The sequence below is a fragment of the Phyllobacterium sp. genome (assembly GCF_037994405.1).
Classification (GTDB): Bacteria; Pseudomonadota; Alphaproteobacteria; order Rhizobiales; family Rhizobiaceae; genus Phyllobacterium.
In genome coordinates this window covers 38,721-64,077 of record NZ_JBBNAN010000439.1, presented here as the reverse complement: position 1 = coordinate 64,077, position 25,357 = coordinate 38,721, and the positions used below count along the sequence as shown (strand labels likewise).

Genomic DNA, 25,357 nt, shown 5'->3' with positions numbered 1-25,357 from the left:
CTCATAAAGAGGGTGGTCTTCATCTGAGTTCCATGCGAGTTGCGGCGCGTAAACATTGTGATTGACCGCAGCTTCGACACTCGCCTCGTAACGTTCAAAGCGGATAGCGAGAAATGTGTGTTCCTCGCGGGGCGTTTTCTGGCGCTTCTTCCGGTGGGGCATCCGAACCTCCGCCACGGCCGAGACCTGCATGCGATTCGCGCATAGACGTTGGTAGTAAACTACGTAGGCGTTCGGCAGTTACCTCCAAAGGCAGATCCAAATGACAATCGGATGGGCCCGATTCGACAGTGCTTTTCGGGTCTCTTATCGGGTCCGATTGTGGTCTGAAGCGCTAACTGTTTGAATTTACTGGTACGCCCAAGGGGAATCGAACCCCTGTTTGCGCCGTGAGAGGGCGCCGTCCTGACCGCTAGACGATGGGCGCATAGCAGGTAGATAAGGCGGGTATAATCAAGCGAGCGGCAAAGCGCAATGGGGATTTGCTGCCGCCGTCTTGAATGTACTCGTCGCTTCACCTAATTGCCCGTGGCTTCCGATATCCGCGCGACAACACGTTTGGTCGCGACGTCATAGACAAGGATTTGCCGCGTGCCGTCCGCCAACCGTGTTTCAAGCGAGAGCGTATTGTCCGAAAGATTGTGCGAGAGGATTCGTGTGCCCGCATCAAGCGTGATCGACTCGCCTGTCAAAGCAGCGCCAAGAGGCTGCCCTGGGATCTCCGAACGGATTGGCGTAGCCACCTCACGCACTGGCTGGTTAATCTTGTAGACAATGGCCGCGAGCACCGCCATAAGACCAATCACCATGATGCCGATGGAAACAGCCAGAAGCCGTATCATCTTGCGGCGGACCCGCTCCATAGCCGGATCAAGGGGTTGTTCTTCCCCATCCAGGTCTGGATTGATATTGGCCATACAGGGCATCTCCGAGGTTTTGAATCAAGCCTCTGTAGCGAAGGGACGAGATCTTTGAAAGAGCTAATTACCGACAAGGAAGCTTCCGGCAAGCGGCTGGATGCCTGGCTTTCTAGCCAATTGGCCCCCGATCTGTCGCGAAATCGCGTTCAGGCGCTCATTGGGGAGGGCCAAGTGAGCGTTGACGGCAAGACCATTGTGGAAACCAAGCACAAGCTGCGCGAAGGCCTCAGCATTACGATCGCCATCCCTGAACCCGACGATGCAGCGCCCAAGGGCGAGGCGATCCCACTTGACATCCTTTACGAGGACTCGGACCTGATCGTCATAAACAAGCCTGCCGGTCTTGTCGTGCATCCTGGCAACGGCAATTGGACCGGCACGCTCGTCAATGCGCTGATCCATCATTGCGGTGACACCCTGTCAGGTATTGGAGGGGTCAAGCGCCCCGGCATCGTACATCGCCTCGACAAGGAGACCAGCGGCGTCATGGTTGTGGCCAAGAACGATCTTGCCCATCGCCACCTCAGTGCACAGTTTGCTGATCACGGACGCACCGGTGAACTGGAGCGGGCGTACCTTGCCATCGTCTGGGGCACGCCCGATCGTAAAACCGGAACAATCGATGCTCCGCTCGGCCGCTCTCATCGCGACCGCACGAAGCAGGCAGTCGTTCATGACGAGCGCGACGACGCCCGGCACGCGGTAACTCGTTTCGAAGTTCAGGAGAGATTCGGCGCCAAGGAAGACGCGACCGCTCTGGCCTCGCTCATCGAATGCGAGCTAGAGACGGGTCGAACCCACCAGATTCGCGTTCATATGGCTCATATCGGCCATCCGCTCGTTGGCGATCTGGAATACGGCAGCGCCTACAAAACCAAGGCCAACAAGCTCGACGAACCGCTGCAAAGCATTGTCAAAGGTTTCAACCGGCAGGCCTTGCATGCAAGGCTTCTTGCCTTCGAGCACCCGTCTTCCGGAGATATCCTGCGTTTCGAAGCACCCATGCCAGAAGATATGGCAGAATTGCTCGAGGCTTTTCGCAGCACCAGTTTCTAGGCGAAATAATTGCAAGGCCGAGCGGAACCAATCACGTCGTGGCTCATTCTAACAACAGACGCGTAAATCCTGACTCGATTGTTCACGTTTATGTGACACTATGTTTCCTTGCTTAATGCACCGTGTTTTTGACAAAATGATACCTATATCTTGATAGCACCAATCTGTCTGCGCCAATCTGTTGGGCAGGCAGTTGTTGCGGGCTCGCCGATAATGGGGGCCAATTCCAAAATGAGGAGGGGTGCTCCGTGGCCCAAAATCTTCCAAGTATTCTAGGCGGTGACGGTGGACTGACCCGCTATCTCGAAGAAATCCGACGCTTTCCCATGCTCGAACCGCAGGAAGAGTACATGCTTGCCAAGCGGTATCTTGAGCACGCGGATCCTAAGGCGGCACATAAGCTTGTAACCAGCCATTTGCGGCTCGTCGCCAAGATCGCGATGGGTTATCGCGGTTATGGCTTGCCGATTGGCGAAGTCATTTCTGAAGGCAATGTCGGCCTTATGCAGGCCGTCAAACGGTTTGAGCCGGAACGTGGCTTCCGTCTTGCCACCTACGCCATGTGGTGGATCAAGGCATCGATCCAGGAATATGTCCTGCGCTCGTGGAGCCTTGTGAAGATGGGAACGACTGCCAATCAGAAACGCCTGTTCTTCAACCTGCGTAAGGTGAAGAGCAAGATTCAGGCGCTTGATGATGGCGATCTCAACCCCGAGCAGGTCAAGGAAATCGCAACGCGTCTCAGTGTGTCCGAAGACGAAGTGATTTCGATGAACCGCCGCCTGTCGGGCGATGCATCGCTGAACGCCCCAATCCGTTCCTCGGATGGTGAAGCAGGCGGCGATTGGCAGGACTGGCTGGTCGATGATCACGACAGTGCTGAGGAAATGCTCATCGAGCAGGACGAACTGGAAAACCGCCGTGAAATGCTTTCCGGTGCCATGTCGTCATTGAACGACCGCGAACGCCGCATTTTCCAGGCTCGCCGCCTTGCCGACGACCCGGTGACGCTGGAAGATCTTTCGGCTGAGTTCGGAATCAGCCGTGAACGTGTTCGCCAGATCGAGGTCAGGGCATTCGAAAAGGTGCAGGACGCGGTAAAGGCTGCCGCCGTCAAGCAGCAGAAGTCACTGGTCTCGACGGGTTCTGATGTTCGCTGATACATTCCATGACCGGAAAACGAAAAGGCCGCGCGATGCGGCCTTTTTTATGCCTGCTATCCGCCCGCCTTGGCGGTCCAGGACTTGAGCACGTCGTCAAATGCCTTCTCGCCGGGCAAGCCCTTTTCAAGTGTGATCAGAGCCCGCCGCCCAGTCTTATAAGCGATCGGTATGTCAATCCAGGACTGGCGTCGCATCAGTGACATATTGGTATCAATTGCGGTCTTCGCGTCATTCATCGCGACAATGAAGAAATTGTCCGCAATTTTCGCAGGAATGGCGACAAGCGGACTACCTGGCGCCTGTTCCGTATCCTTGAACGTCATGCGCGATACATTGTCGATTGACCCGCCTGCAAATCCCTGCGGGACGGTAAAGATCATTTCAACCAGATGACTCGCGGGCAATGTCTTGTCGCCATTGCGACGGATAATCATGCGCAGATTGATACCCCGGTCCGGGATAGTAACTTCCGCACGGATAGCTGGTTCCGGCGGCAGATCATTGCCCGGCGATTCCTGCACCACAGACCAAACAACTCCGCCCGCATCCGCCGTGCCGGCGTCCTGCCCGGAACGTTCTTCATAGAAGAAGGCCTTTTGGCCAATCGGCAATGCAGCAGGTTGCTGCGCCTGGCCCGCGGCCTGCTGTTGCGCAGTTGCTGCTGGGGGTTTGGCGGGCTGATCGGGCGTTGAGGACGCCACGGATGTACCCTCACCGAGCGATGGCGTATCATTGGCTGGCCCTGGATTGATTTCCTGGCCATCGGGCAAGAGCCGTTGCGTCAGCTTAGGCTCCGGCTTCGGCTCAGCTGTTGACGGTGTAGCCGCCGGCGCTTGTACAGTTGGTTGCGCCGGTGTCTTGGCCGGCTCGTTTTTCGCAGTTTCCGTGGGTTTGGCCGGTTCCGGCTTGCTGCTCGTCAGGTTGGCGAGCCATGTCTTGACCGCACCCGCCTGCGCAGAAATCTTGTCCCTATAGGTCCACCCAGCATACCCTGCGCCCGCGATGACGAGGAGCAGAGCAAGTGCACTGAGCAGCGGTACCAGCGACCGCTTTGGCTTTGTCTGTTTCAACGGACCACGCGTATAGACGCCATAATCGCCCGTCCTGCGATCCTCTGACGTTATGCCTAGATCGTCGTCATTGGTTTCTTCCTCCGGGCCACGACCCTTCTTCCGGTCATCCGGAAAATTTGCCGGCATCTTCGAGGCCGTATCATCGGCACGAATGCTGTCATGGATGGTCTCAACCCGCTTCGTGCCGTTTGAGCTATGACTGGTCAGAAAATCCTCTAGCGCATCAGGTTGCGACCCTATTCTGGTAAAGGGTGGTGCAGCAACGGGGGTCGTCTTTGTGGGCGCCGCGGGTGACGCCGATTTCACAATTGGAGCGGGCGCCGGAGCTGGGGGAGCAACAGGAACCGGCTCCGGAACAGGGACCACGTCTTCAACGGTGGGCTTGAATTCAGACTCGATCTGATTGATCGCATCTTCCAGCGCTTTTTTCTGCCGCGTCGACACGGCCTCTGGCGCGTTTAGCGTCGCAAGCTTCTGCTCAATCGTTGCGCGAGCCTTTGCATACACACGTTGACGAAGCTCGGGCGTCGGATCCGCGAGCCCGTCAATCGTCTTCCTCAATACTGCAACGAAATCTGCCATTCACCCAAACCTATGGTTTTGTTGTGAGATTAACCTCGAGACGTGTTCGCGACTCTAATCATGAAACGGATCAGTAACAAGTATCGTATCATCGCGTTCCGGGCTGGTAGACAGTAACGCGATCGGCGCGCCGATGAGCTCCTCGATGTAACGGACATATTTGACCGCCTGTGCCGGCAGTTCGCTCCAGCTTCGCGCGCCTGCTGTCGTTCCTTCCCAGCCTTCGAGCGTCTCATAGACAGGTTTGACCCGCGCCTGCTGTCCCTGACCTGCAGGAAGGTAATCGATCACCTCCCCGTCCAATTCGTAGCTCGTGCAAACCTTGATCTGCTCAAGACCGTCAAGCACGTCAAGTTTGGTTAGCGCGATACCACTGATACCATTGTTTGCAACGGCCTGGCGCACGAGCACGGCATCAAACCAGCCGCAGCGGCGTTTGCGTCCTGTGACCGTTCCAAATTCATGACCACGCTCGCCAAGAAACTGGCCAACTTCGTTCTGCTGTTCTGTCGGGAAAGGCCCTTCGCCGACGCGGGTCGTATAGGCTTTGGTGATGCCAAGAACATAGTGCAGAGATCCGGGGCCGATACCCGAGCCAGCCGAGGCTTGTCCAGCAACCGTGTTCGACGATGTTACGAACGGGTAAGTACCATGGTCGATGTCGAGCAGCGTTCCTTGCGCACCTTCAAAAAGAATACGTTCACCGGCACGCTTCTTCTGGTCAAGCACATACCATACCCGATCCATGAACGGGAGGATGTGTGGAGCTGCTTCGTTAAGTTCTGCGAGAAGCGCTGCTCCATCCACTTCCTTGAAACCAAGACCGCGGCGAAGGGGATTGTGGTGGGCAAGCAATCGTTCAATTTTGGCCGGGAGCGTGTTCGGATCGGCAAGATCAAGGACATGGATGGCGCGGCGGCCGACCTTGTCCTCATAGGCTGGACCGATACCACGACCCGTTGTGCCGATCTTGGTCCCGGCAGCAGCCTTTTCCTCGCGCAACCTGTCAAGCTCACCATGGATCGACAGGATCAGCGTGGTATTTTCAGCAATTTTCAGCGTATCGGGTGTAATGACAACGCCCTGCGCTTCGAGCTTCTTCTTTTCGGCGATGAAAGCATGCGGATCGAATACGACGCCGTTGCCGATGATCGAGAGCTTGCCCTGACGCACCACACCCGAAGGCAGAAGCGAAAGTTTGTAGGTTGCGCCATCAACGACAAGCGTATGGCCCGCATTGTGACCGCCCTGAAAGCGAACGATGATGTCTGCCCGTTCGGAAAGCCAATCGACAATCTTTCCCTTGCCCTCATCACCCCACTGGGAACCGATCACAACAACATTTGCCATTCAAAACTCCTCGAGTCATAACCTCGTCGCGCATTTTTCCTCAAATGCGGTGCTTCTATACAGGCTGGTTCATAAAAGCGCGACAATTCTTTCGACCATCACCGAACCAATTTGCCTTTATTTGCTGAATAAACCTATTGTCGCGCCCAATCGTGAGGGTCATTTGCTTGCCAGCCGGAAAGATTGCCAATCATGAACCGCACCGCCTATATCTTTCTTCTGACAACTGCGCTTTTCTGGGGCGGCAACGCCGTCGCAGGCAAATTTGCTGTTGGGCACATCTCTCCCATGTTGCTGACGCTGCTGCGCTGGCTCGTAGCGTTCCTGCTGATTGCCGCAATCGGCACGAGCCAGGTTCGGCGTGACTGGAACGTGCTGCGCAAACATCTCAGGTTGCTGGCAGCGCTGGGAGCCTTTGGCTTTACGTTCTTCAACATGGCACTTTACAGCGCTCTCAACTACACATCCGCAATCAATGTCACGATCGAGCAGGCAGGCATTCCGATGGTCATTTTCGTCGCCAATTTGCTGCTCTTCGGCATGTCTGTTAAGACCGGGCAGATTTTGGGCTTCAGCCTTTCCATCGTTGGAGTGGCTTTGACCGCAGGCCACGGCAGCTTCGCACAACTCGCCACTTTGAAAGTGAATTTCGGCGATGCATTGATGCTTCTCGCCGTGCTTCTCTACAGCGGGTATACGGTTGCACTTCGCTTTCGTCCGGCCATCCATTGGCAAAGCCTGATGACCGTCATGACTTTCTTTGCGTTCCTGACAGCGATCCCCCTTACGATCTGGGAATGGCAAAGCGGGGCGATGAACCCACCCGATTTGACCGGAACGATGGTCGTGCTTTACACGGCAATCTTGCCGTCACTCGCTGCACAGGTGCTGTTTATCAAGGGCGTTGAGTATATCGGCGCCAATCGCGCCGGCTTGTTCATCAACGCCGTACCTATCTTCGGTACATTGCTTGCGGTTGCATTACTCGGCGAAGAGTTCCGCCTCTATCATGCTGTGGCCTTGATTCTCGTTCTCGGCGGCATCTGGATTGCCGAACTCAGCGGCCGTAAACAAGTCGCCATTAGCCAAGCTGACGCAGCATGAAACAGGCATCATCCGAATAGGTTTTCAGTTTGGGCTCAAGGTTCGGCTGTTCTATGATCTCGAATCCCTGCTTCTGCCAAAAGCCGGACGACCCGTTCACCGCAACAAGCGACAGCGTCTTAAAACCCAATTCCATTGCATGGCGAGCCAAAATCGAAACAATCCTGCCTGCAGCACCAGTACCGCGCGCCGTATCAAGCAGAGCAATATCATGGATGTAATAGGTGCCAGATTGCTGCGGCAAAGCCGCAAGCACGGTGTTCAGAGCTGGAATGTCAAAATTCTTCCATGGATGCGTGATGGCATAGCCAACAACGCTATTTTCCACTTCAAGGACATATGCCCCCTTCGCATGCAGTGCGAGACGATTGAGAAAAACAGCGTCGTCCTCGGGAAAATCCGGATGAACGTCCTTCGCAATGGCGCTGACCGAAGCGAGATCGTCTTCGCCCATCAGGCGCCAATGCGTTGGACTATGTAGGGATGTCATCATATGAAATCCCTACAATTAGACCCCTATGAGATCAAGCGACGTCAAATTCTAGCGGTTTTGCCGAAACAATCGCCCGATTGACCCGCAATTCCTCGAGAACATGGTCGGGAATGCGCTCGTCAAGATAAAGCATGGCAATCGCATTGCCGCCCGGTGCGTCGCGTCCGAGGGAGAAATTCGCGATGTTGACGTTGTTCTTGCCGCAAATGGTTCCAAGCAGGCCGATCATGCCCGGCGTATCATTATTGGTCGTGTAGAGCATATGCTGCCCGACCTCAGCGTCGAGATTGATGCCCTTGATCTGGATGAAACGCGGCTTGCCATCGGAGAAGCAAGTACCAGCAATCGAGCGTGTCAGTGAATCCGTCTTCACCGTGAGCTTGATGTAACCATCAAACACGCCGGACTTGTCGCGTCTGACCTCGGAGAGAATGATGCCGCGCTCCTTCACCATAATGGGTGCGGAGACCATGTTGACGTCGGCAACCTGCGGACGGATCAGACCAGCCAGAGTGGCGCTGACGAGGGCACGTGTGTTCATTGCCGCGGTAGAGCCGTCGAACAGTACCTCCACTTCCTGGATCGGCTCTTCCGTAACCTGACCGACGAAAGCACCGAGCACTTCGGCAAGTTTGACAAATGGCTTCAGGCGCGGTGCTTCCTCTGCCGTGATGGACGGCATGTTGATTGCGTTTGAAACTGCGCCCCTGATCAAATAGTCCGACATCTGTTCGGCGACTTGCAGGGCGACATTTTCCTGCGCCTCGCTGGTCGATGCACCCAGATGCGGAGTGCAGACGACGTTGGGAAGGTGAAACAGCTCGTTGTCGGTAGCAGGCTCGACTTCAAAGACGTCGATACCAGCTCCCGCGACCTTGCCGGATTTCAGCGCTGCCACCAGATCCTTTTCAACAATCAGGCCGCCACGTGCACAATTGATAATACGGACGCCGTCCTTCATCTTGGCAATGGCATCCGCATTGATGATGCCTCGCGTCTTGTCAGTCATTGGCGTATGCAGGCTGATGAAATCCGCCCGTGTCAGAAGCTCCTCGAGTTCCACTTTCTCGACGCCGAGTTCTTCCGCGCGGCCCTCCGATAGGAATGGGTCGAACGCGATCACGTGCATTTTCAGTCCGACACCACGCGTCGCGACGATCGAGCCAATATTGCCGCAACCGATGATGCCGAGCGTCTTGCCGGTGATTTCAACGCCCATGAAGCGGTTCTTCTCCCACTTGCCAGCGCGCGTCGAGGCATCGGCCTCAGGCAATTCGCGAGCGACAGCGAACATCAGCGCAACCGCGTGCTCGGCTGTGGTGATCGAGTTACCGAAAGGCGTATTCATCACGATGATACCGCAGCGGGACGCTGCAGGTATGTCGACATTGTCCACGCCAATGCCGGCACGTCCAATGACCTTGAGGTTTTTGGCGGCACCAATCAGCTTCTCGGTGACCTTTGTGGCAGAACGAATGGCGAGACCGTCATACTGCCCGATCACTTCAAGCAACTTGTCCTTGTCTTTGCCAAGCTCTGGCAAATAGTCGACTTCCACTCCGTGATCCTTGAAGATCTGCACGGCCGTCGGAGAAAGTTTGTCAGATACGAGTACGCGCGGTGCCATCGTGGCCTCCATCGTTGATTCTGAAATGAATATGAATGAGGGGTGGCCGCGCTGTTGCGGCCACGTTCGCCCAAAGTCAGGCGGCCTGTTTCAAGGCGGCCTTTTGCGTCTGGAAAGACCAATCGAGCCACAACGTCAACGCTTCAAGATCGGACGCTTCGACTGTCGCACCTGCCCAGATGCGTAGCCCCGAAGGTGCATCGCGGTAGGCGCCGATGTCAAAGGCAACGCCTTCCTTTTCGAGAGCAGCCACGATGTTTTTAGCGAAATCTGCCTGTGCGTTGGTGTCGAGAGCAGCGATTTCCGGATCAACGATGGTAAGGCACACAGAGGTGTTGGACCGAGTTGCCGGAACCGCAGCGAGGTTGGCAATCCAGGGAGTGCGCTCGACGAAGGCATCAAGAACGGCAAAATTCTTGTCCGCGCGTCCGACCAGCCCATCCAGACCACCGATCGATTTTGCCCAGTTCAGGGCATCGAGATAATCCTCGACGCAGAGCATCGATGGTGTGTTGATGGTCTCGCCGGCAAAAATCCCTTCAATCAGCTTGCCGCCTGAAGTCAGGCGGAAAATCTTCGGAAGGGGCCAGGCTGGCTTGTAGGTCAACAGCCGTTCAACTGCCCTTGGGCTGAGAATGAGCATGCCGTGGGCGCCTTCGCCGCCAAGCACTTTCTGCCAGGAAAATGTCACGACATCGAGCTTGTCGAAGTCCAGTCTCTGGGCGAAGGCAGCGGATGTCGCGTCGCAAATCGTCAGACCCTTGCGCGTCGCCGGGATGAAATCGCCATTCGGCACACGCACGCCCGAAGTGGTGCCGTTCCAGGTAAAAACCACATCACGATCGAAATCGACTTTGGAGAGATCCGGCAGTTCGCCATAGCCCGCTTCAAATGTGCGGGCGTCGGGAAGTTTCAGTTGCTTGATGACATCGGTCACCCAGCCGGCACCAAAGCTTTCCCAGGCAACCATGTCGACACCACGCTCGCCAAGCAGCGACCAGAGGGCCATCTCGACGGCGCCGGTATCGGAAGCCGGAACGATACCGATACGATAATCGGCCGGAACCTGCAGAATCTCGCGAGTAATATCGATCGCCTGTTTCAGCTTCGCCTTGCCAACCTTGGCACGATGCGAGCGGCCAAGCGGTGCATCGGAAAGTGCATCGAGCGACCATCCGGGACGCTTTGCACAGGGACCTGATGAAAAATTGGGATTAGCCGGGCGTTGCGCCGGCTTCAAAAGCGTCGTCATGTTTTCTCCTATCCTTACAGATAGCACGCCTCTCGTTGGGGAGAGGTGGCCCACTGCGGGAACTAGGAGAAATGTCGCTGTCAGTCAAGAAATATGTTTGGGCGCGACATGGAAATCTTACGACGACATTCGGCCAGACCGCCTGGCGAGAACGGCAGGAGCACGCTCCTGCCGTTGGAATTTATGTGTCTAATCAATTAGAACGCGTATCGGACACCGACCTTGAAGTCATGCGACGTAATGTCCTTGAACTTGAATGGTGCATTGCGTGTACCGACGCCATCGTAATTGAACGCAGTATCGGTCTTGCCATCGCCGAGATCGACATAGCTGTAGCCGAGATCGATGGTCATGCGGTCGGTCGCCTTGATGCCAACACCGGCGTGAAGGGCCCAGGCAAGTTCCCACTCCGACGCGCTGCCGGCAAACCCGCCGCCACCGGTTATGATGTTGTCGTCAGTGAAGTTCGAGATCGTATTGCGGGAGGCGCCGATACCGGCACCGACATAGGGCGTAATACCGCTGAAGGTTCCGAGGTCGGCATAGGCATTGGCCAGGAATAACCATTCAGATTTTTTGGCATGGTATTCGTTGGTGGCTTCGTCGCCGGTGCCGGGGACGCCGTCGGTGTCATAGAAATCGAGCGCGCTGAACTCGGTCTTGCCGCGATATTGCGCTGTAACATCTGCCCGGAACCAATCGTTGAATTGATAGCCGACGCCGATCTGTCCGGTGATGCCGGCATCAAAGTCGCCCTCATCATGCCAGCCATGGATGACCGGGTCGGCAAACCCGACATAATCCAGTTTGTCAAACTGTTGATTGCTCATGCCAATATCGCCACGCAGATACCATCCGCTGAAGGGCTGAACCTCGACGACGGGATCCTCCTGGATATCCGCTGAATGGGCCGGGGCTGCACCCAGACACGCGAGCGCTGCGCTCAATGCAGCATAGTTGTTGAAAGTGCTCATTTCCATTTCCCTCACAAGGCCCAAATGATTGAAGCGCAGCGACTGCCACCAAAGGTTGTAGAGACCAATATGAGGGGGAAAAGTTAAATCGCAATTAACCGTGTTTATTCACCATATCCATTAAGGTTAATGGATATGAAACAGTAAAAATCGGCGCCACAATGACAAATGGGCCCGATCGCGGGCCCATTTGCTTTATTGAAACAAGTTGATTGCTGACTATGCGGCAGATGAGATAACAGTAATGATGTCGTTGACAACGGACTCTACCAGTTTGCGGTCATCGCCTTCGGCCATGACACGGATCAGAGGCTCCGTGCCAGACGGGCGAATGACCAGCCGTCCCGAATTGCCCAGCCGATCGCGTGCTTCGTCAATCGCGCTTTTGACCTTCTTGTTCTCTAGCGGCTTGCCACCTGTGGTGCGGACGTTCTTGAGGAGCTGTGGTACCGGGTCGAACTTGCGACAGACCGCACTGACCGGCTTCCCCTGCTCCTGAACGACCGCCAGAATCTGCAGAGCGGAAACCAGGCCATCGCCGGTGGTCGAAAAATCCGAAAGCACAATATGACCCGACTGCTCGCCACCAATATTGAACCCATGCGAACGCATATGTTCGACCACATAGCGATCGCCAACTTTTGTACGGGCCAGTGTCAGGCCACGATCCACGAGAAATCGCTCAAAACCAAGATTGGACATGACCGTCGCCACGACGCCGCCCCCAACCAGACGGTCGGTTTCCTGCCAGGACTGTGCAATGACGGCCATCAGCTGATCGCCATCGATGATCGCGCCATTTTCATCGACGATCAGTACGCGGTCGGCATCGCCGTCGAGCGCAATGCCGATATCGGCCCGCACTTCGTGAACTTTCTTGATCAGACCCAACGGATGGGTGGAGCCGCAATCCTCGTTAATATTGGTACCGTTAGGCTTATCATTGATCGTGACGACCTCCGCGCCAAGCTCCCAGAGGGCCGAAGGGGCAACCTTGTATGCTGCACCATTGGCGCAATCGACAACGATCCTCAACCCAGAGAGCGAGATGTTTTTTGGCATTGTGCGCTTGGCAAACTCGATATAGCGATAAATATCGCCATCAACACGCTTTGCTCGGCCAAGCGCATCGAAACTGGACAAGCGATCAACCAGGTCCTCTTCCATCAGGCGTTCGATTTCGAGTTCGATTTCATCGGACAGTTTGAACCCATCCGGTCCGAACAGTTTGATACCATTGTCAAAATAGGGATTGTGGGAAGCCGATATCATCACACCGATGTCGGCGCGCAGCGACCTGCAAAGCATGGCGACAGCCGGCGTTGGTATCGGGCCAAGAAGAAACACATCCATACCGGTTGATGTGAACCCTGCGACAAGCGCGTTCTCAATCATATAACCGGAAAGCCGTGTATCCTTGCCAATCACCACGCGGTTGCGGTGTTCGCCGCGTTTGAAAGCGAGGCCGACAGCCATGCCAACCTTCATCGCAATATCGGGTGTCATTGGATAGGCATTTGCCTGTCCGCGAATACCATCAGTACCGAAATATTTGCGCGCCATATGGTCTATCCAAATTTTGGGCCGTCTGGGTCGAACCCGATCGCGGCCTCGTTGTGCCCGGAGTTTGGCCCTCGCTTATTGCAAAAGCTTCCCAGTTCCGCATCTCACAAATTGTGTAGCGATTATACTTACTTCCAATGCGTGAACAATTCGTACAAACGGCCGGTTTTCACCGGCCGTTTGTAGGAGATACGTACCACATTCAGGACTGTGGTTGTGGTTCAAGACCTTTGTCAGGCTCATCCCCCTTACGCGGCTTCTTCGCCGAACCCGCCTTTGGAACTGCGGACCCGCGTGATGGCGGTGTATCGTCGCCGAGATCGCGGGCAGGTTTGCCGCCCGCCATCAGAGCCTTGATTTCCTCACCGGTCAGCGTCTCGTATTCAAGCAGACCTTCCGCAATAGCGATCCATTCCTTCTTCTTCTTTGTCAGAATGGCACGGGCATGGTTATAGGCGTCGTCGATCAGCTTGCGTACTTCGGCATCGATCAACTGCGCAGTTTCTTCCGAGACGTTCTGCGTCCGGGCCACGGAGTGGCCAAGGAAAACCTCTTCCTGGTTCTCGCCATAGGCGACCTGGCCAAGCTTGTCCGAGAACCCCCAACGGGTGACCATGGCACGAGCAAGTTTGGTTGCCTGTTCGATATCGGAGGAAGCGCCGGATGTGATGTTCTCCTTGCCGAACTTCAGTTCTTCGGCAATGCGGCCGCCCATCATGATGGCAAGGCGCGAGATCATCCATTTATAGCTCATCGAGTAACGGTCCGCCTCAGGCAGCTGCATGACCATGCCGAGGGCACGGCCGCGCGGAATGATCGTTGCCTTGTGCAGGGGATCGGCGACTTCGACATTCAGGGCTACGATGGCATGGCCAGCCTCGTGATAAGCGGTCAGTTCCTTTTCGGCCTGCGTCATGGCTGTCGAGCGGCGCTCGGCACCCATCATGATCTTGTCCTTCGCATCCTCGAATTCGAGCATGGTGACGAGACGCTTGTTGCGGCGCGCAGCCATCAATGCGGCTTCGTTGACGAGGTTCATAAGATCAGCACCGGAGAACCCGGGTGTACCCCGTGCAAGAACCTTCAGATCGACATTCGGTGCCAGCGGTACGTTGCGCGCATGCACCTTCAGGATCTTTTCACGGCCTATCACGTCGGGATTTGGCACAACGACCTGACGGTCGAAACGGCCTGGGCGGAGCAGCGCAGGATCAAGCACATCAGGACGGTTCGTCGCAGCGATGAGGATAACGCCCTCATTGGCTTCAAAGCCGTCCATCTCCACCAGCAACTGGTTCAGCGTCTGCTCGCGTTCATCATTGCCGCCGCCGAGGCCAGCACCGCGATGGCGGCCGACCGCGTCGATTTCGTCGATGAAGATAATGCAGGGCGCATTTTTCTTGGCCTGTTCGAACATGTCGCGTACCCGGGACGCACCGACACCGACGAACATCTCAACGAAGTCAGAACCGGAAATGGTGAAGAACGGCACATTCGCTTCACCCGCAATCGCGCGTGCGAGCAATGTCTTACCGGTACCGGGAGGACCGACGAGCAGCACGCCGCGCGGAATACGCCCGCCGAGCCGCTGGAATTTCTGGGCGTCGCGCAGGAATTCGACGATTTCTTCGAGATCTTCCTTGGCTTCGTCGACACCGGCCACGTCCTGGAACGTCACACGGCCGTGCGCTTCGGTCAGGAGCTTCGCCTTGGACTTGCCAAAACCCATGGCGCCGCGTGAGCCGCCCTGCATCTGGCGCATGAAGAAAATCCAAACACCCAGGATGAGGATCATCGGCAACCATGAAATCAGCATACCGACCAGCGAGGTCGAGCCATCAGCTTCCGGCCGCGCAGCGATCTGCACATTCTTGCTTTCCAGACGGCCAACAAGACCGGCATCGCCAGGTGAATAGGTCTGGAAGTTCGAACCATTGTCGGAATAAGTACCCGTGATGCGGTTGCCAGCAATCGTTACTGATTTAACGCGGCCGCTATTCACGTCACTGATGAACTGCGAATACGGAACATCACTCGATGCCGAACGCGAGGTGGGGCTTTGAAAAAGATTGAACAACGCAATCAGAAGCAAGGCGATAATCGCCCACAGTGCGAAGTTCCTGTAGTTAGGATTCATATCGGGTCCCATCAATCACAACCGCAAGGACGCGGAATTTATACGTAACATAGGTTCGAAGCATGGCCTTGCCAAGGCTGGCATTCAAACAGAGGTCAATTCTTGTTAATCTGGTTTACAGGATAGGCCTGAACTTGGAAGATATCTGCAACGGATTGAGCCAGAATTTCATCATAACCTGAAAGGATATGATCGAACAGGGCAAGGTACCTGTCCACGGCAACCCCCTCAGGCAACTTCGCGTGATCAATAGCCGCCGGCATGCCAATAACGACACCGTCTGAAAGCAGAGCGGGACTGGACAAAGTCGACGCACGGTTGAAGTTCGGATATCCCCTCTCCTCCAGAAATCGCAATCCTTCTGTGCCACCTGCGGCGACGTTGAGCGGCCGGTTGCAATGATTGCAGATCCGGTAACGGCCATCCCAAATCGCTGTTTCATTTGGCGCGATCGTGAGTTCTGGCAGCGACCGCATTTCACGGTAGATCAGGACCTTGTCCCTTTTGAGCTGCACGACGCAGCGGCTGAGGGTGATACGTCCCGATGGTTGGTGTTCAAAGATATGGTGCAGGGCCTTGCGGCAATTTTCCGCAGATGGCAGAAACGACAATCCGCCGATCGTCGCAAGCAGCACGCCAATACCAAGATATTGACTGTCGGCATCCTGCGCAGCCCAGATTTCTCGTCGAAGTTCCGCACGAACGCCATCGCAAATCGCCACGCAATGTCGGAGCATCTGTGCGGTGTTGGCGTTCACGAGCCGCCTCTGCCCGACTTTCTCGTCGATTACCTTGCTAACATTCTCGCGATCATCCCCCTTTAATGCCTTGCGAACGCGGACACGCTCATATTTCGGATCATCATTGGAAGGATCATCACACCAGGCGATTGCCTTCGCCCGCAGATAATCACGCAAACTTGCCCGCGATGTTGCGAGCAAAGGGCGCACAAGCCAGATTTCCCGATCAAGCAAGGTTGCTGGCGCCATGCCTGCCAGGCCCCGATCACTCCCCTCCTCGCCGACGCGCGCCGACCGCATGACATAGGTTTCGATCTGGTCGTCAAGCGTGTGGCCCGTAAGGATGACGTCAGTACCCGCATCGCGGGCGGCCTCGCACAGGAGGGTGTAACGTACATCGCGCGCCTTGGCCGATATGCCGGTATAAGGTTTGGGCCCGCTCCAATTCAGAATGCGGTGTGAAATGCCGGCTTCCTTGCACAGCGCTGCGACATAGCGCGCTTCGCCCGCCGATTCAGGGCGAAGACCATGATCAATCGTCACAGCAATTATCTCAGGCGGCGATGGGCGTGACGCATGATATGCAATGAGAAGATATAACAGCGCCAGCGAGTCGCTGCCGCCGGACACGGCAACGATGACGGATTTCAGGCCTTTCAAATCGATCGCGTCAAAAAGGCCGGCTGGATCGAGCGCCGTCTCAACATTTGTTGGCAGCACGTTCATTCTTTACGCGCTCTTTGATCGCCGTAGAAAGATTCGAGTAGCGCGAGGTGACCGAGGCGAAAGTCGCGCAGGCAACATCATGGTCCCGCATCTTGGCAAGCGTCATCCCAAGCTTCAAGAGGTTTTCAGGGCTCTTCTTGGAATCTGGAAATTGCTTGTGATTGTCCAGGAATACGGAGGCTGCATCCTGGTAGCGTCCCTGGCTGTAAAGTGATTCACCGAGCCAATAGCGCGCATCCGGATCGGCGGGATCTTTGGGGAAACGTTCGACATGGCTGCGGAAGGCCACTTCCGCGCTCTTGTAGTCCCCAGACAGGAAGAGCTGATAGGCCTGGTTATAAAGGACCTTCGGATCGTCGGTCTGCGGCAAGGCAGCTACGGTCGTATTCTCAACTGGCTGAGCCGGATTGTCGTTCTTCGAACCACCAATTACGTTGCCATTGGCATCAAACTCGATTTGCCCAAGGTCGCGCGGCGGTTCGCCGACCTGCTGAGAAGAACCGGTCTGTGGATCAATAGCAGCGGAATCAGTGGATCCCGGCGAAATGCCGCGTGCTGATGGTGTTGAACCGGTGGAGGCATCGCCCGATGCCTCCCCAGTTGTCCGCGAGGATGGTGCCGAAGCGACCTTTCGATCGCCTTTGCCGCCAGCGTCCGACCGTTTGCCCTTTTCCAGTTCCTGGAACCGGAATTCATTGTCTTCCTGCACCTTCCGCATCTGCTCCTGCATTTGCAGAATCTGGAAGTTCAATTCCTCGATCTTGCCCGTGAGCTGCCTGATCTGCTCTTCCAGCTGACTGACACGTGGATCACCCGCCTGCGCCATCAACACAGGCGCATCGCTTGTTGCGATATGCGCCTTTGGCGCTGGCGGGAAAAAACCGCCGCCATCAAGACCCGAGGCATGACTCACGCCGGTCGCCAGAAATGGCAGCACCGTCATTGCCAGAACCATTCTCTTCAGTCGTTTGTTCATTCCTTTTACCGCCCCTGATATGGGAATTGAAACACCGCTGTGATTTGCGGCAGCCTATCTAACACGAGCAATGTGACTTCGGCCAAATTTTGTTTTGGCGTGTGTCAAAACAAAAAAAGCGGCCTGAAAGCCGCTTTTCGTTGATCAGTTTGGCCGGCTCAGCTGCCCGCGCCACCCAGCACAGTAATGGCACGACGATTCTGCGACCAGCACGATTCACTGTCGCACACAGCGACCGGACGCTCGTTGCCGTAGGAGATGGTCTTGATGCGGGCTGCTGGTACACCCTGCGAGGCGAGGTAGTTGCGGGTGGCAGCTGCCCGGCGCTGACCAAGAGCCAGATTGTATTCACGCGTGCCGCGTTCGTCGGCGTGGCCTTCGACGGTGATCGCATAGTTCGGATAACGCTTCAGCCACTGCGCCTGCTTGGTCAATGTCTGCTGCGCATCAGCGCGAATGACGGAGGAGTCGACGTCGAAGAAGATACGGTCGCCAACATTGACCGTGAAATCCTGCGTGGAGCCGGGCTTTGCGCTGCCAGCCAGACCAAGGTCTCCTGCGCTGTTGGGCATGTTCTTCTTCGAAGCGCACCCCGCAATGGCGAGAGACATGAAAAGTGCAACGACAACTGGACTGCGGGCGATCATTTCGAAGCGGCGCATAGCCTGGACTCCTTAAGAATTGAATTGTTTCGGTGAACAAGCAGTAACCATATTGAGGTTAAGGCCAGTTCAAGAAACAGGGTTAATCCACTCTTAACACCAGGATTAACGGCGAAGCGAATGACTATTCCCGCATCCTTAATGCAAACAATGCGGCGGAAAAACGACGTTCGCGGCGATGTCGGGCAACACCGCCGCCAATGAGTGCGATCATTGTTATTGTTCAAACTGGATCATTCGAGCAATGGCGACCAAGCCGGATCCGAAGCCAGATTTGGGGTCTGTATCTGGCGAAGATTGCGCCCCGTCAGATCGATCGTGACGAGATGTGGGCTGTTCGAGCCGGGCGGCTGGCGGAAGAACATCAGCACACGGCCATTCGGAGCCCAGGTCGGACCCTCGTCATGGTAGCCACTCGAAAGGATGCGCTCGCCTGATCCATCGGTCTTCATCACGCCGATCGAGAATTGTCCGCCGGACTGCTTGGTGAACGCGATCAGATCGCCGCGGGGTGACCACACGGGCGTTGAATAGGAGCCGTCACCGAAGGAGATACGCTGCGGATTCGACCCATCAGCGCCCATTTTGTAGATTTGCGGGCGTCCGCCGCGGTCCGATTCGAACACAACCTGGGTGCCATCCGGCGAATAGGAGGCGCCGGTATCAATGGCGGATGTGCTTGTCAGACGTGTGGTTGTGCGGCTGCGCAGGTCCATCGTATAGATATTGGCGCTGCCATCCTCCTGCAGGAGACTCATGATGACCTTCTGGCCGTCCGGTGAGAAGCGCGGCGCAATGGTCATACCTGGGAAATTGCCGACAAGTTCGCGCTGGCCAGTCTCAAGCTGCAAGAGATAGATCTGCGGCTTGCCACCTTCAAAGGACATATAGGTGATTTCCTGACGGCTTGGCGAGAAGCGCGGTGTCAGCACCAGATCCTTGCCATTGGTCAGGTAGCGCGTGTTGGCACCGTCCTGATCCATGATGGCGAGGCGCTTGACGCGCTTTTCCTTTGTGCCGGATTCATCGACATAGACGACACGCGTGTCGAAATAGCCTTTTTCACCAGTCAGACGCTCATAGATGGCATCGGCAATGATGTGTGCCACGCGGCGCCAGCTGTCGGGCGAGGTAAAGAATTGCTGGCCCTCAAGCTGCTGACCGGCAAATGTGTCCCAGAGGCGGAACTCAGCCTTCAGCCTGCCATCCCCCTGCTTTGTGACACGACCCGTGACCAATGCCTGAGCGTTGAGGACTTTCCAGTCCTCGAAACGCGGAGCTGCGTCCGGATTGGAGATCTTCTCGATGAAAGCGCCCTTGTCGATCGGTGCGAACAGGCCCGACCGTTCCAGATCGGCGGCGATGACACCGGAAATATTGGCGCCGAGCTGATCACCAGAAAGGAAATCGGTGATAGCGATGGGCAATGGTTCGACAGTACCTTTCGTAATATCGATTACAACTTCTGCACGCGCTGGCAAAGTCGCCACCATCGCTGTAGCGATGGTCGCAGCAAAGATTGAAAGGATAATCCGGAACATTTTCATCATGGCAAAGGGGCCCTCATCTGGCTGGCCAAATTAGTGTCAGAACATATCGCGTGGATCAAAATTCACGGTTACATTAGACCAGGTGTCATACTTGTCTTGTGGCAGGGTATAGGGTGCGCAGCGCATCACGGCACGGCGGGCGCTTTCAATTGCTGCACGCTGAACAGGAGAATTACCTGAGCCTGTTACTTCGGGCGTACCTTCAACTTCACCCGCTTGCGTCAATTTCATTTTGACCGTCACCTTCAAGCCTTCAGCATCCTCTGCCCCGGCAGGAACATTCCAGCACTTCTGAATCGCGCCCTTCAAGGCATCCATCTCACTCTGGCTAAGCGTCGATCCCCCCGTCGCCTTGGTTGCGCCAAGCGAAGCCTGATCTGATGACCGTTGCGCTCCACCCCCCGATGCTTTCTGCTTGTTGAGCAAGGCAGCAACTTCGTCGGCGATTGCATCTTTTTCCTTCGACGGGGTAGATGCCGTCTGCTTGGGCTTGGGTTTTTCTTGCATTTCCTTGCGTTCAGGCGTCTTGGCCGTCTGAGCAGGCGGCGTAGGCTTGGCTTCCGGCTTGGCTACGACATCAGGTAGTTTGAATGCTTCCTCCGCCGGCTTCTCCGCTGGGGCAGTCGGCTCGGGCGTCACTGGTGCTTCAGGTGTTGGTTGTGCTTTCGCGTCGTTGATGGCCGCGGTAATTGGATCAGGAGCCACTTCCTGCTTGGGAGTGGGTTCAGGCTTAACTTCAGTTGCGGGAACGGGAGTTGGCTTAGGCTCTGGTTTGACTTCAGGCTTCGGCTCAGGCTGCGGCTCCGGCTTGGGCACAGGCATTTCCGACGGCTTCGGCGCCTGTGCCGCTTCCACAGGCTTTGGCTTGGTCTCCGGCGTCGGTTTCGTGTCGGAGTCCGTTTCGCTATCGCCGATATTCTGTGCGTCCGGCACTGTCTGCGGTTTTTCCGTCGGCTTAGGCGCAGGCTTTTCAGCCTTCGGTGCCTTCTTGTCACCCTTCTGCAACTGACTGGTATCCGATACAATATCGATCGGCATCGATTCCGAATTTGCCATATCCATCGGCGTGGGCGCGGAAAACGACAACAGCCCCCAGCCGATTATAGCGGCATGGATAATGGCGGAGGTTGTGACACTGGCCCGCATGATCGATTAGTTAACCTCTGGCAAGCTGACGAGACCGATATTCTTGAAGCCAGAGCCGGAAATCCGGGCCATGACTTTCATGATCGTTCCGTAGTCAGCGGCCTTATCGCCCTTGACGAAAATACGTTCATCGTAGCCGGTCTTGGCGATAGCCTGGAGTTTGGGCACGATTTCCTCAACCGGGATTTCGGTTTCCTGCAGATAGATCTGTCCCTGCTGATTGATCGTGACGTAGATCGGATTGGTCTCGCTGTTGAGAGCCTTTGCCTGCGTCTCCGGCATGTCGATCGGAACACCCACGGTCATCATCGGCGCGGTGACCATGAAGATAATGAGCAACACCAGCATGACGTCGACGAGTGGCGTTACGTTGATCTCACTCATTACACCTTTGCTGGAACGTCCACGCCGGCGGCGTCCGCCTGAAGAACCGTTATTTCCTACTGACATGCCCATGGCATCAAATCCCGCTATTCAATTGTCGGTTGCTCAGGCAGTAACTCAAGTGCGCTGCAGCTTCTCATCGATTTGCCGCGAGAGTATGGCGGAGAACTCATCGGCAAAGCCTTCCATGCGTGCGGTCAGTTTGCCCGCATCGCTTGAAAGTTTGTTGTAGGCGATAACCGCCGGGATAGCGGCGACAAGGCCGATAGCCGTTGCGAGCAGAGCTTCGGCAATACCCGGCGCCACGACAGCAAGGCTGGTGGACTTCGAACCGGCAATGCCCATGAACGAGGTCATGATGCCAATGACCGTCCCGAACAGACCGATGAAGGGGCCTGCTGAACCAATGGTTGCGAGGAAGGTCAGCCGGGCAGCGAGATAGTCGCTCTCGCGCGCAAGCGCCACATCCATTGCCTTGTCGATACGCATCTGCAATGCGATCGGCGAACGGGCGCCCTTTTCGAAGGACTTCTTCCATTCACGCATCGCAGCAATGAAGATAGACCCCATGCCGGTGGTACGCTTTTCGCCGAGATTTCGGTAAAGCTCTTCAAGCGATTGTCCCGACCAGAATACCTGCTCGAAACGATCGAAGGCGCGTTTTGCGCGGCCAAAGCCGAGGACTTTGTCTATGATGATTGCCCAGGTCCAGATCGATGCGCCGAGCAGGCCCACCATGACCAGCTTGACAACAAATCCGGCCTGCCAGAATAGTCCCCACAAGGAAATGTCCGACGTCTGAACAGCAACCGCTAAATTTTCCATATCAACTATCCTCGAATCCGAAAACCCGGCATGTTGACCGGGGCGCAATCGTCTCTCATTCCAGATGAGCCACGTTTTGAAACCGGATTTTTTCCAGTAACCACACAGCGGCTTCTCACGGTTAATTTTGGTAAAACGAAGGCGTTAACGCGAAACACCTCGTTTGAATGCCATATTCATGATTTGTTATGGTTAAGGATCAGTTATGATTCAGGCACAAGAGGCACTTTAAATTGTCTGATCCTGCGATCCCGGCCTGAAGAGCTTGATCCATTCGGCGGGAAATCTTCGCGGGCGACCCGCGCTATTGATCATGGCCGCCTCGACGACAGCCGAGATCAAGAGCTCGTCCCCGCGTTTGATGGCCTGAGCCATTTTCACCCGTGCCCCGGATATTTCCGCGGTTCTTGTTTCAACCGTCAATATGTCGTCGATACGTGCCGCGGATTTGAAATCGATCTCCATACGCCGCACGACCCAGACGGTGCTTTCGCCGAGCTTGCCGTCAGCAAGTTCCGAATGATGCACGCCGAGCAACCGCAAATAGTCCGTGCGCCCCCGCTCCAGAAATTCCAGATAACGTGCGTGATAGACAATGCCGGAAAAATCGGTATCGGCATAATAGACCCGGGCCAGCAGTCGGTGTCCGGCGTTGGTCAATTCGCCAGCAAGTCCAGCCGCAATTGATGATTGAGAATTGTTTTCGATCATGGTTCTTCTCTTTTGCAGGCCTGGCGGGCATTTTGTCCAGACCCAAGACAGCAAGGACGCCAAAGAATTGATTCTGCCATTGCTCCGCGTCCTTGTTTGCCTCAGCTGTATGGTTGCCGGTGCATCGCCTGCTTCGGCCACGGCCTTTACGATGGAACATGGCCTAAATCTCGATCTATGGACCACGTGGCCTGGGCCGGAAAAATGGACGACGAAGTGGTCCTCGCCAATTTCGCCGAATGGCGGCGGGGCGCCAGCGCAGACAATCTGCTGGAAATAAGAAGTGCCGGTTTCGACTTCGTCCGCATGCCGATCGATCCGGCGATCTTTCTCGAGGACGCGCCCGATAGCCGTGTCACTACACTGATCGCCGAGACGCTAAAGGCCGTCGATACGCTACACAAGGCCGGGCTCAAAGTGATCATCGACTTTCATTCGATCCCGAGCGATACGCGTAAAGTCGGCACCAATCAGATTCTGGCTGACGAAATACTCTTCACGAGATACCTGCAGACAGTGGCACGCTTGGGCAGGGCCTTGTCCGGCACTGACCCCGCCACCACAGCTTTTGAGCCGTTTAATGAACCAACGGTCGATTGCGACCCGACCCTTTTTTCGAAATGGCCTTCCATGCTGGAGAAATTGCATGCGAGGGCACGCAAGGCTGTCCCAAATCACACTTTGATCCTGTCGGGCGGCTGCTGGTCGAGCGCCTATGGGCTGGAGAAGATCGATCCGGACGCTATCGTGGATGACAATGTCATCTGGACCTTCCACTCCTACGAGCCCTACTTCCTGACCCATCGGCGCGCAGACTGGACGGGCGACGCCATGAGTTATGTGGAGGGCCTGCCCTATCCACCGGATCTTCTGGGGAGGAAGGCATTCGATGATTGCCTTGCAACCATACGCCAGACAATCGAGAGCAAGGCCCCAGAAGAGCGGCGCGAGGAATTATTGACCGGCCTCAACGAGATGGCTCTTGGCGTCACGACCTACGGCAAGGTTCGCGAAGCACTGAATGAACCCTTCGACAAGGCGGAAGCCTGGGGCAAGAAATATGGTATCGCGCCAGAGCGTATATTGCTCGGCGAATTCGGAATGATCCGTCAGGAATATCGGAAGGAATTCCGCAAGCCATCAGCCTGGCGCGCTGCCTATCTGAGCGACATGACTACCGGCTTTCGCTGGTCAGTGTGGTCGTGGGGCGGCGCCTTCGGTATCACCCTTGATGACAAAAAGCGCGTCCTTGACCCGGTTCTTCTCAGGGGTCTGGGGTTGAAACCCCAGTAAACTTCAATCGTCTTCCTGAAACAGGTTGATCTGCTGCTGGATAATCTCAGCTGGGGCCGTTAAGCCGAGATGTTTCCATGCATTGGCCGTCAGGACGCGTCCGCGCGGCGTGCGCTGGATGAAACCTTGCTGGATCAGATAGGGTTCGATAATATCTTCGATGGCATCGCGCGGCTCCGAAAGGCCTGCCGCGATTGTCTCGATGCCGACCGGGCCTCCACCAAAATTATGCGCAATCATTGCAAGATAACGCCGGTCGAGTTGGTCGAGGCCCAGCGAATCCACCTCAAGCCGCAACAGCGCAGCATCAGCGGTCTCGCGATCGATCTTGTCCTTGCCGTCGACGATGGCAAAATCCCGTACCCGGCGCAGAAGCCGCCCGGCAATGCGCGGAGTGCCGCGTGCACGGCGGGCAACTTCCAGTGCTCCGTCATCGGTCATGCCAATGCCCATGATCCGCGCACCACGCCTAACAATGTGTTCGAGCTCTTCGACCGTATAGAAATTGAGTCGAATGGGAATGCCAAAGCGGTCACGCAGCGGTGTGGTCAGCAGCCCGAGCCGTGTGGTGGCGGCAACGAGCGTAAACTTGGCGAGATCGATCTTCACCGAGCGTGCCGCTGGGCCCTCGCCGATGATCAGGTCGAGTTGATAATCCTCCATCGCCGGATAGAGAATTTCTTCAACCGCCGGGTTGAGCCGGTGAATCTCGTCGATGAAAAGCACATCGTTCTCTTCGAGATTGGTCAGAAGCGCCGCGAGATCCCCCGCCTTGGCGATCACAGGTCCGGAGGTCGATCGGAAATTGACGCCGAGTTCCTTGGCCATGATCTGAGCCAAGGTCGTCTTGCCAAGACCCGGCGGCCCAACAAACAGCACATGATCGAGTGCCTCGCCCCGCGACTTGGCTGCTTCGATAAAGACTTTCAGATTGGCACGTGCCGCCGCCTGACCAACAAAATCGGCAAGGGTTTGCGGTCGCAGCGTAGTATCGAGGTCCTCTCCACGCTTGTCAGGTGTAATCAGGCGGCTTGCATCACTCATGCGCCT

Annotated in this window: 22 protein-coding genes and 1 tRNA gene; 4 read left to right on the top strand and 19 right to left on the bottom strand. The window is 56.0% G+C overall.

Annotated features, from left to right (window positions below):
- Positions 1 to 352: 352 nt before the first annotated feature.
- Both AAAC48_RS23945 and AAAC48_RS23940 read right to left on the bottom strand, forming a co-directional pair.
- Positions 353 to 427, bottom strand: a tRNA-Glu gene (locus AAAC48_RS23945).
- Positions 428 to 518: 91 nt separating this feature from the next.
- On the bottom strand, positions 519 to 917 hold the full coding sequence (locus AAAC48_RS23940) for a fimbrial protein (RefSeq protein WP_340656584.1): 399 nt from the start codon (positions 915 to 917) through the stop codon (positions 519 to 521).
- Between the two features lie 54 nt (positions 918 to 971).
- On the opposite strand from AAAC48_RS23940, the gene AAAC48_RS23935 reads away from it, so the two are divergent.
- Complete coding sequence (locus tag AAAC48_RS23935; protein WP_340656583.1) at positions 972 to 1,976, top strand: RluA family pseudouridine synthase; 1,005 nt, start codon at positions 972 to 974, stop codon at positions 1,974 to 1,976.
- A 248-nt stretch (positions 1,977 to 2,224) separates the two neighbouring features.
- Positions 2,225 to 3,136: an RNA polymerase sigma factor RpoH gene (rpoH, locus tag AAAC48_RS23930; RefSeq protein ID WP_340656582.1), complete on the top strand. Its 912-nt coding sequence runs from the start codon at positions 2,225 to 2,227 to the stop codon at positions 3,134 to 3,136.
- A gap of 56 nt (positions 3,137 to 3,192) precedes the next feature.
- On the opposite strand, the gene AAAC48_RS23925 is transcribed toward rpoH, so the two are convergent.
- A complete protein-coding gene (locus AAAC48_RS23925) occupies positions 3,193 to 4,794 on the bottom strand; it encodes a transcriptional regulator (RefSeq protein WP_340656581.1) in 1,602 nt (533 codons plus the stop codon).
- Positions 4,795 to 4,848: 54 nt separating this feature from the next.
- A complete protein-coding gene (locus AAAC48_RS23920; protein WP_340656580.1) occupies positions 4,849 to 6,144 on the bottom strand; it encodes an adenylosuccinate synthase in 1,296 nt (431 codons plus the stop codon).
- A 192-nt stretch (positions 6,145 to 6,336) separates the two neighbouring features.
- Between AAAC48_RS23920 and AAAC48_RS23915 the strand changes: the two genes are divergently transcribed.
- Positions 6,337 to 7,248 (top strand): DMT family transporter, encoded by a 912-nt coding sequence (locus tag AAAC48_RS23915; protein ID WP_340656579.1) that lies wholly within the window; start codon positions 6,337 to 6,339, stop codon positions 7,246 to 7,248.
- Here the strand turns inward: AAAC48_RS23915 and AAAC48_RS23910 are convergent.
- The 14 genes from AAAC48_RS23910 to ybgC form a co-directional block, all read right to left on the bottom strand.
- On the bottom strand, positions 7,226 to 7,741 hold the full coding sequence (locus tag AAAC48_RS23910) for a GNAT family N-acetyltransferase (protein ID WP_340656578.1): 516 nt from the start codon (positions 7,739 to 7,741) through the stop codon (positions 7,226 to 7,228). The two genes, AAAC48_RS23915 and AAAC48_RS23910, sit on opposite strands and share 23 nt — an antisense overlap.
- 31 nt (positions 7,742 to 7,772) lie before the next feature.
- On the bottom strand, positions 7,773 to 9,368 hold the full coding sequence (gene serA, locus AAAC48_RS23905; protein WP_340656577.1) for a phosphoglycerate dehydrogenase: 1,596 nt from the start codon (positions 9,366 to 9,368) through the stop codon (positions 7,773 to 7,775).
- Positions 9,369 to 9,444: 76 nt separating this feature from the next.
- A complete protein-coding gene (locus AAAC48_RS23900; protein ID WP_340656576.1) occupies positions 9,445 to 10,620 on the bottom strand; it encodes a phosphoserine transaminase in 1,176 nt (391 codons plus the stop codon).
- Between the two features lie 197 nt (positions 10,621 to 10,817).
- On the bottom strand, positions 10,818 to 11,594 hold the full coding sequence (locus tag AAAC48_RS23895; RefSeq protein ID WP_340656575.1) for an outer membrane protein: 777 nt from the start codon (positions 11,592 to 11,594) through the stop codon (positions 10,818 to 10,820).
- 219 nt (positions 11,595 to 11,813) lie between these two features.
- Complete coding sequence (gene glmM, locus AAAC48_RS23890; RefSeq protein ID WP_340656574.1) at positions 11,814 to 13,157, bottom strand: phosphoglucosamine mutase; 1,344 nt, start codon at positions 13,155 to 13,157, stop codon at positions 11,814 to 11,816.
- Between the two features lie 202 nt (positions 13,158 to 13,359).
- Complete coding sequence (gene ftsH / locus AAAC48_RS23885; RefSeq protein WP_340656573.1) at positions 13,360 to 15,294, bottom strand: ATP-dependent zinc metalloprotease FtsH; 1,935 nt, start codon at positions 15,292 to 15,294, stop codon at positions 13,360 to 13,362.
- A gap of 95 nt (positions 15,295 to 15,389) precedes the next feature.
- Complete coding sequence (gene tilS, locus AAAC48_RS23880) at positions 15,390 to 16,760, bottom strand: tRNA lysidine(34) synthetase TilS (RefSeq protein ID WP_340656572.1); 1,371 nt, start codon at positions 16,758 to 16,760, stop codon at positions 15,390 to 15,392.
- Positions 16,735 to 17,736 carry a tol-pal system protein YbgF gene (gene ybgF / locus AAAC48_RS23875; RefSeq protein WP_340656571.1) on the bottom strand — a complete coding sequence of 334 codons (1,002 nt, stop codon included), beginning with the start codon at positions 17,734 to 17,736 and terminating at the stop codon, positions 16,735 to 16,737. Before ybgF ends, tilS begins: the two co-directional genes overlap by 26 nt.
- Positions 17,737 to 17,894: 158 nt before the next feature.
- The gene (pal, locus tag AAAC48_RS23870; RefSeq protein WP_340656570.1) at positions 17,895 to 18,398 is read right to left on the bottom strand and encodes a peptidoglycan-associated lipoprotein Pal; all 504 of its coding nucleotides are present in this window, start codon (positions 18,396 to 18,398) and stop codon (positions 17,895 to 17,897) included.
- A gap of 233 nt (positions 18,399 to 18,631) precedes the next feature.
- Positions 18,632 to 19,945 carry a Tol-Pal system beta propeller repeat protein TolB gene (gene tolB / locus AAAC48_RS23865; RefSeq protein WP_340656589.1) on the bottom strand — a complete coding sequence of 438 codons (1,314 nt, stop codon included), beginning with the start codon at positions 19,943 to 19,945 and terminating at the stop codon, positions 18,632 to 18,634.
- Positions 19,946 to 19,984: 39 nt separating this feature from the next.
- A complete protein-coding gene (locus AAAC48_RS23860; RefSeq protein WP_340656569.1) occupies positions 19,985 to 21,094 on the bottom strand; it encodes a cell envelope integrity protein TolA in 1,110 nt (369 codons plus the stop codon).
- 6 nt (positions 21,095 to 21,100) lie between these two features.
- Entirely contained in the window at positions 21,101 to 21,550 is a 450-nt protein-coding gene (tolR, locus tag AAAC48_RS23855) for a protein TolR (RefSeq protein WP_340656568.1), read from the bottom strand.
- Positions 21,551 to 21,595: 45 nt separating this feature from the next.
- Positions 21,596 to 22,303, bottom strand: a complete 708-nt coding sequence (gene tolQ / locus AAAC48_RS23850; protein ID WP_340656567.1) for a protein TolQ — start codon at positions 22,301 to 22,303, stop codon at positions 21,596 to 21,598.
- A 228-nt stretch (positions 22,304 to 22,531) separates the two neighbouring features.
- Complete coding sequence (ybgC, locus tag AAAC48_RS23845) at positions 22,532 to 23,014, bottom strand: tol-pal system-associated acyl-CoA thioesterase (RefSeq protein WP_340656566.1); 483 nt, start codon at positions 23,012 to 23,014, stop codon at positions 22,532 to 22,534.
- Positions 23,015 to 23,218: 204 nt separating this feature from the next.
- Between ybgC and AAAC48_RS23840 the strand changes: the two genes are divergently transcribed.
- Positions 23,219 to 24,307 carry a cellulase family glycosylhydrolase gene (locus AAAC48_RS23840; RefSeq protein WP_340656565.1) on the top strand — a complete coding sequence of 363 codons (1,089 nt, stop codon included), beginning with the start codon at positions 23,219 to 23,221 and terminating at the stop codon, positions 24,305 to 24,307.
- A 3-nt stretch (positions 24,308 to 24,310) separates the two neighbouring features.
- Here AAAC48_RS23840 and ruvB read toward each other — a convergent pair whose 3' ends face one another.
- Positions 24,311 to 25,351 carry a Holliday junction branch migration DNA helicase RuvB gene (gene ruvB, locus AAAC48_RS23835; RefSeq protein WP_340656564.1) on the bottom strand — a complete coding sequence of 347 codons (1,041 nt, stop codon included), beginning with the start codon at positions 25,349 to 25,351 and terminating at the stop codon, positions 24,311 to 24,313.
- Positions 25,352 to 25,357: the final 6 nt, after the last annotated feature.